The sequence below is a fragment of the Cupriavidus sp. 8B genome, from assembly GCF_054589115.1.
Genome location: NZ_BAAILO010000310.1, coordinates 1 through 6,513, shown reverse-complemented (window position 1 = coordinate 6,513; position 6,513 = coordinate 1). Strand labels below are relative to the sequence as shown.

Genomic DNA, 6,513 nt, shown 5'->3' with positions numbered 1-6,513 from the left:
CCCCCCCCCCCGGCCCCTCTCCCGCAGGCGGGAGAGGGGAGCACAACAGCGGTACAGTTCGCGCCTTCGAGAAGGACATCGCCAAGGACATCGCCATGAGCACGGACCATCCCTATCAGGCAGGCCTGGACGCCGGCGTCGTGCGCTACCAGGCGTGCGAGGACTGCGGCGCGTGGCAACCGCTGCAGCGCCATGCATGCCGCGCCTGCGGCGGCACGCGGCTGGCATGGCGCGACGCCGCTGGCAGTGCCACCGTGCACGCCGTCACCGAAGTCTCGCGCGCCCCTACCGAGGATTTCCGCGCGCTGGTGCCTTACACACTGGTGCTGGCCACGCTGGACGAAGGGCCGCGCGTAATGGCGCATGCCGAGCCGGGCGTGACCATCGGCGAGCGCGTGCGCGCGGGCTTCATGCGCCACGGCGAGCGCATGCTGCTGCGTTTCCAGCGCGAGTAGAGCCATCGCTCGGCACACCACGGCGTAGCGACGCACATCGATATCCAGGAGACTGACATGAACCGAACCTTGCCGCTTCGGCGGCCCGCTCACGCCCTGCTGATGGGCGCGATGGCGATAGCCGCCGTGCTGCTGGCCTCGCCCGGCGCACGCGCGCAGGACTGGCCAACGCGCCCGGTGCGGCTCGTTGTGCCTTACCCGCCCGGCGGCCCAACCGACATCGTGGCGCGCGTGGTCGGGCAGAAGTTGTCGGAGCAGCTGAAGCAGCCCGTGGTCATCGAGAACCGGCCTGGGGCGGGCGGCAATATCGGTGCCGAGGCTACCGCCAAGGCGGCACCGGATGGCTACACACTGCTGGTGGCCACCACCGCGCACGCCATCAACATGACGCTGTTCAGCAAACCCGGTTACAGCACGCAGAAAGACTTCGCCCCGGTGTCGCTGCTTACGCGCGGCCCGCTGGTGCTGGTCACGGCGCCCGCCACGCCTGCTGCCAACGTTGCCGAGCTCATCGCGCTGGCCAAGGCCAAGCCGGGGCAGGTCAGCTTTGCCAGCTCGGGCAACGGCCAGTCCACGCACCTCGCGGCGGAACTGTTCAACAGCATGGCGGGCATCCATATGACCCACGTGCCGTACAAGGGCAGCGCGCCCGCGCTCACCGACGTGATGGGCGGCCAGGCCACGGTGATGTTCGACACCATGCTGTCCGCCATGCCCTTCGTGCGCGAGGGCCGGCTGCGCGCGCTGGCGATCACCGGCGCGACCCGCTCGCCCGCCGCGCCCGATGTGCCCACCATGGCGCAGGCTGGCCTGCCCGGCTACGAAGCCACCGCGTGGAATGCCCTGCTCGCGCCGGCGGCAACGCCACCGGCCGTGATCGCCACCTTGAGCAGCGCGCTGAAGACCGTGCTGGAGCAGGAAGACGTGCGCGCCAAGTTCGCCACGCAGGGCTTCGCCGCGCAATGGACCGCGCCTGCCGCAACGGCGCAGTTCCTGACGCGGGAGATCGACAAATGGGGCAAGGTGGTCAAGGCCTCCGGCGCCACCATCGATTGAGCCATTCACGCTTGTCCCTGAAGCCGGACATGCCGGCCTTTGATTTCGGATCGCATTCATCATGAACCAGACCTTGCAAGCCCTGCTGGCGCCGCGCTCGATCGCGGTGATCGGCGCCTCCGACCATATCCACAAGATCGGCGGGCGGCCCATCTACTACATGCGCGAGCACGGCTACGCCGGCAAGCTCTTCCCGGTGAACCCGCAGCGCGCCACCATCCAGGGCCTGCCCGCTTTTGCCTCGCTCGATGCGCTGCCCGAGGTGCCGGAGCTGGCCATCATCGTGGTGGCTGGCGACGCGGCCGTCTCGGCCGTGCGCGATTGCGCGCGGCTTGGCGTGGCGGCCGCCATCGTGATCGCCTCGGGTTTCGGCGAAGCCGGCGAGGAAGGCCGCCGCCAGCAGGATGAGATGGTGCGGGTGGCGGCCGGCGCGGGGCTGCGCCTGGTCGGCCCGAACAGCCAGGGCCTGGCCAACTTCGGCACCGGCACCATTGCCAGCTTCTCCACCATGTTCATCGAAGTGCCGCCACAGGATGGCCCGGTGGCGGTGGTGAGCCAGAGCGGCGGCGTCAGCGCCATGGTCTACGGCCTGCTGCGCGGCCAAGGCATCGGCGTGCGCCATATGCACGCCACCGGCAACGAGGCCGACATCACGGTGAGCGAGCTGGCGCTGGCCGTGGCGCATGATCCCGATGTGCGGCTGGTCCTGCTGTACCTGGAAAGCCTGACCGATCCGGCCGTGCTGGCGCAAGCCGCCGCGGTGGCGCGCCGCCGCGGCGTGCCCATGGTTGCCGTCAAGGCGGGCCGCTCCAGCGCGGGCCAGCGCGCGGCGGCGTCGCACACCGGCGCCATCGCCAATGAAGACCGCGCGGTGGGCGCCTTCCTGGCGCGGCACGGCATCTGCCGCGTGGACGACGCGCACGCGCTGGCGCGTTGCGCGCCGCTTTACCTGCGCGGCTGGCAGGCAAGCGGGCGGCAGTTGGTGGTGGTGAGCAATTCCGGCGCGAGCTGCGTGATGGCGGCCGACGCGGCGGAGCCGCTCGGGCTTTCGCTGGCGCCGTTGTCGCAGGCCACGCAAGCGGCGCTGGCGGAGCGCCTGCCGGGGTTCGCATCCACGGCAAACCCGGTTGATGTCACCGCCGCGCTGCTGACCAACAGCGGGCTGTTTGGGGACGTGCTGCCGGTGGTGGCCGCCGATCCCGCCGCGGACCTGCTGCTGCTCGATATCCCGGTGGCGGGCATGGGCTACGACCTGCCGCGCTTCGCGCGCGATGCCGCCAGCTTTGCCGACAGCGCCGGCAAACCGATTGCCGTGGCGGCCTGGCAGGCGCCGGTGGCCGCTGCGTTCCGCGCGGCCAACGTGCCCACCTATGCCAGCGGAGGCGAAGCGCTTGCCGCCTTCGCCCAGCTGGCCACGCACCAGCAGCAGTTGCGCGATGTAGCCGAGGAAGACACGGCCGTCGCCGCGCATCGGCCTGCGGCACAAGATGCAGCGGGAGCCGCGTCGCACGTTGCTGGCCACACGCTGAGCGAGGCGACAAGCCTCGCGCGCCTGGCGTCGGCCGGCATCCCGGTGGTGGCGCACAGGCTGTGCCACAGCGTGGATGAAGCGGTCGCGGCATGGCGCGAGTTGAAAGGGCCCGTCGCAGTAAAGGCCAGCTCGGCGCAAGTGCCGCACAAGAGCGAGCACGGCCTGGTGGCGCTGAACTGCAACGACGAGCACGCGGTGGCGCAGGCCTTCGTCACGCAGACCGACGTCCTGGAAAAACTCGGCGCTGTCTGCGAAGGCGTGGTCGTGGCGCGCATGGAACGTGGCCAGCGAGAATGCATGGTGGGCGCGCACTGGGACCCGGTGTTCGGGCCGGTGGTGCTGGTGGGAGACGGCGGCAAGTATGTGGAGGTGCTGCGCGACACGGCCGTGCTGCTGGCGCCGTGCAGCGAGGCCGCGGTGGCGCGCGCCGTTGCCGGCCTGCGCATTGCACCGCTGCTGGCGGGCGTGCGCGGCGAGCCGGCTGTCGATGTGGCAGCTCTGTGCCGGATCGCCGTGCGCGTGGGCAACCTGATGTCCGAGGCCAACGGCGCGATCCGCTCGATCGATCTCAACCCGGTTATGGTGAGCGCGGGCGGCGCGGTGGTGGTGGATGCGCTGATGGAAGTGGCAGCGCGTGCAACGCCGGCCTGACGGGCAGGCTCAGTAGACGTCGCGCCGATACCGGCCCTGCTCGCCCAGGCGCAGCAGGGCCTCCTCGCCGAGCACTTCCGACAGCGCCGCGTTGACGCCACCGGCCATGCCCTTGAGGCTGCCGCATACGTAGATGGCCGCGCCGGCTTCGATCCATTCGCGCAATGCGTCGGCCGATGCGCGCACGGCGTCCTGCACGTAATGCAGCGCGCCGCCATCGCGCGAGTAGACCAGGTCCAGCCGCTGCAGCACACCATCGGCCTGCCATGCGGCGAGCTCAAGGTGATGGAATGCGTCGTGCTCCGCGGTGCGCTCGCCGAACAACAGCCAGTTGCGATGGTGCCCGGCCGCGGCGCGCGCCTTCAGGTGCGCGCGCAAGCCGGCCAGGCCGGTGCCATTGCCGATCAGGATCAGCGGGCGATCGTCGGTGGGCGGATGAAAGCCACGGTTGGTGCGGATGCGCAGGGCGATGCCCGCGCCCGGCTCCGCGTGCGCGGTGAGCCAGCCGGATGCGAGGCCGAGCCGGCCATCGTCATGGCGCGTTTGCCGCACCAGCAAATCCAGTTGCCCGTCGCCCGGCAGCGAGGCGATCGAATACTCGCGGTGCGGCAGCAGCGGCAGCGTATCCACCAGCCGCTGCGGCGTGACGCCGGCCAGCGCGGCCAGATGCGGATCGGGCAGGACGATGCGCGTGGCAAGCGCTTGCGCCAGCGTGGTGGATGCGCCGTCGCAACGCACTGCGGTGTCGCCATCCAGCGAGAGTTTCGCCAGCACGCGCGCGACTTCAGACGGCGCGAGACGCGGACCGATTTCGGCGATGTCGCCGGCCTGCCAGGACAGCGCGCCTTCGGCGGCTGAGGCAGGCACCAGCGCAAGGTGGAAGGCGGGCGAGCCCGGGCTGCCGGGGTTGAGCAGCCGGCGCTCGTGCAGGCGCCAGTCGGCGTAGCGCGGCTTTTCCCAGTCGGCGATTTCCGCGCCGCCGCTGACCGCGCTGAGATGGTTCTGCCAGTGGCGCAGTGCGCCGGCGTCGCCGTTGTCCACTTCCACCATGTCGAAGAGCGCCTGCGCATGCTGGCGCTGCATCCATGCCGACAGCGTGTGGCCGAAGGCGCAGTAGTTGGCGTAGCTTCGATCGCCAAGCGCGAGGATGCCATAGCGCAGTTCGCGCAGGCCACCCGCGCCGGCGGCGGCCGTCAGCCTGCGCGCAAAGCCCGAGGCGCTGTCGGGGGCATCGCCCTCGCCCGTGGTGCTGACCACGAACAGCGCCTGGCGGCAATTGGCGAGCCGGCCGGCATCCAGCTCGCCGAACGAGAGCAGCTGCGTGGGCACGCCGGCATCCTGCAGCGCCTGCGCGGTCTGCAGCGCAAGCTGCTCGGCAAACCCGCTCTGGCTGGCGTAGGCCACGACCGTGGCGCCTTCCTTGGCCTCGGCCAGCTGGCCGGCGCGCGCATGCCGCTGGCGATGGCGGCCGATCACGGCGGCACAGAAGCCGGCATAGGCCATCACCACGCCGGCGGCCATGCCGGGGCGGCTCGGCGCGAGAAAGCCGAGGGCGATGCCAGCCAGGCCGGCAAGCGCGCCAAGCGGGATCATGGCATTGAGGACTCGGATGCGCTTGCTGGCGTGGCCTTCATGGCTCTGCCGGCGCGGGCTGCCGGCGGCCGGCGTTTCCATCGGCAGGGAGGAAGCGGTATCAGGCGTGGTCATGACAACATGGCCTCGAAGGCCGGCGACAAACGTTCGTCGAAGCCGCCGCTGTGGCGGATCAGGAAGCGCGCGGCCAGCGCATGGCGACAGGCGAACACCATGCCGGCCTCCGGGCCTAGCACGGTCAGCGCGGTGGACAGCGCATCGGCCATCATGCATTGCGGGTGCAGCACGGTGACGCAGGCCAGCGCATGGCTGGCCGGATAGCCCGTACGCGGGTCCAGCGTATGGGCATAGCGGTGGCCGCCGCTCTCGAAGTAACGCCGGTAGTCGCCCGAGGTGGCAACAGACAAGCCATGCAGCGCGACCAGCGTCTCGTGCCCCGCGCCGCCGCCCGGCGGGGTTTCCAGCGCCACCCACCACGGCATGCCATCGGGCTTGACGCCATGGCCGCGCAGCTCGCCGCCGATCTCCACCAGATGGCTGTCGATGCCTTGCGCGCTCAGGTAGCGCGACACCGCATCCACGCCAAAGCCCTTGGCGATGGCGCAGAAATCCAGCCGGATGCCGCCGGGCTGCAGCGCCCGGCTGCCGGCCTCGTCGATCGCGATGCGCTGCCATCCGCATTGCGCGCGCGCCTGCTCCAGCGCCGCCAGTGCGGGCGCTTCGGCACGCCGTGGCGCTGGGCCGAAGCCCCACAGGTCGACCAGCGGCCCTGCGCTGGGGTCAAAGGCGCCCCCGCTGTCGCGCGCTACTTGCAGCGCGGCCTTCAGCACGCTGAAGCAGTCGGCCGGCAGCGCCAGCCAGCTGCCGGGCTCGGCGCGGTTGAAGCGGCTCACGTCCGAGGCGTGGTCCCAGTTGCTCATCTGCGCGATGACCTCGGCCAGCACGGCACGGATGCCGGCGCCGAGCGTGTCTTCGTCGACTGTCATGGGCGATGCGGCCCACGCCACCGACCATGTGGTGCCCATGGTCTCGCCATGCAGGCGGCACAGGCGTGCCGCTGCGGCAGGCACGGGCGGCGCGGCTCCGAGCGAGAGGGGAACGAGGACACGCTGCATGCGGGCGAACCTGAAAGACGACCTGAAGGGACGAAGAGAAGGAAACTACGGAAACACAAAAAGCCCGCTGGGGGCTCTGGGCTTGTGCAGGCGGCCGGGCTCGCGCCCGGCC

Annotated in this window: 5 protein-coding genes; 3 read left to right on the top strand and 2 right to left on the bottom strand. The window is 70.9% G+C overall.

Going from position 1 to position 6,513, the window contains the following annotated elements:
- Positions 1 to 95 precede the first annotated feature (95 nt).
- The 3 genes from ACYP5B_RS30940 to ACYP5B_RS30930 all read left to right on the top strand — a co-directional run bounded on the left by ACYP5B_RS30940 (position 96) and on the right by ACYP5B_RS30930 (position 3,693).
- Positions 96 to 455, top strand: a complete 360-nt coding sequence (locus ACYP5B_RS30940) for a Zn-ribbon domain-containing OB-fold protein (protein WP_400097379.1) — start codon at positions 96 to 98, stop codon at positions 453 to 455.
- Positions 456 to 512: 57 nt separating this feature from the next.
- Entirely contained in the window at positions 513 to 1,511 is a 999-nt protein-coding gene (locus ACYP5B_RS30935; RefSeq protein WP_459572202.1) for a tripartite tricarboxylate transporter substrate binding protein, read from the top strand.
- A 61-nt stretch (positions 1,512 to 1,572) separates the two neighbouring features.
- A complete protein-coding gene (locus ACYP5B_RS30930) occupies positions 1,573 to 3,693 on the top strand; it encodes an acetate--CoA ligase family protein (protein ID WP_459572201.1) in 2,121 nt (706 codons plus the stop codon).
- Positions 3,694 to 3,702: 9 nt separating this feature from the next.
- Here the strand turns inward: ACYP5B_RS30930 and ACYP5B_RS30925 are convergent, their stop codons facing one another.
- Positions 3,703 to 5,286, bottom strand: coding sequence for a sulfite reductase subunit alpha (locus ACYP5B_RS30925; RefSeq protein ID WP_459572207.1), 1,584 nt, complete (start codon positions 5,284 to 5,286; stop codon positions 3,703 to 3,705).
- Positions 5,287 to 5,396: 110 nt separating this feature from the next.
- Positions 5,397 to 6,401 (bottom strand): FAD:protein FMN transferase, encoded by a 1,005-nt coding sequence (locus tag ACYP5B_RS30920; RefSeq protein ID WP_459572200.1) that lies wholly within the window; start codon positions 6,399 to 6,401, stop codon positions 5,397 to 5,399.
- Positions 6,402 to 6,513: the final 112 nt, after the last annotated feature.

What these genes read in the sequence shown, in the direction of transcription:
- ACYP5B_RS30940 (WP_400097379.1), top strand. Translation starts at nt 96, where the DNA reads ATGAGCACGGACCATCCCTATCAGGCAGGCCTGGACGCCGGCGTCGTG.
- ACYP5B_RS30935 (WP_459572202.1), top strand. Translation starts at nt 513, where the DNA reads ATGAACCGAACCTTGCCGCTTCGGCGGCCCGCTCACGCCCTGCTGATG.
- ACYP5B_RS30930 (WP_459572201.1), top strand. Translation starts at nt 1,573, where the DNA reads ATGAACCAGACCTTGCAAGCCCTGCTGGCGCCGCGCTCGATCGCGGTG.
- ACYP5B_RS30925 (WP_459572207.1), bottom strand. Translation starts at nt 5,286, where the DNA reads ATGATCCCGCTTGGCGCGCTTGCCGGCCTGGCTGGCATCGCCCTCGGC.
- ACYP5B_RS30920 (WP_459572200.1), bottom strand. Translation starts at nt 6,401, where the DNA reads ATGCAGCGTGTCCTCGTTCCCCTCTCGCTCGGAGCCGCGCCGCCCGTG.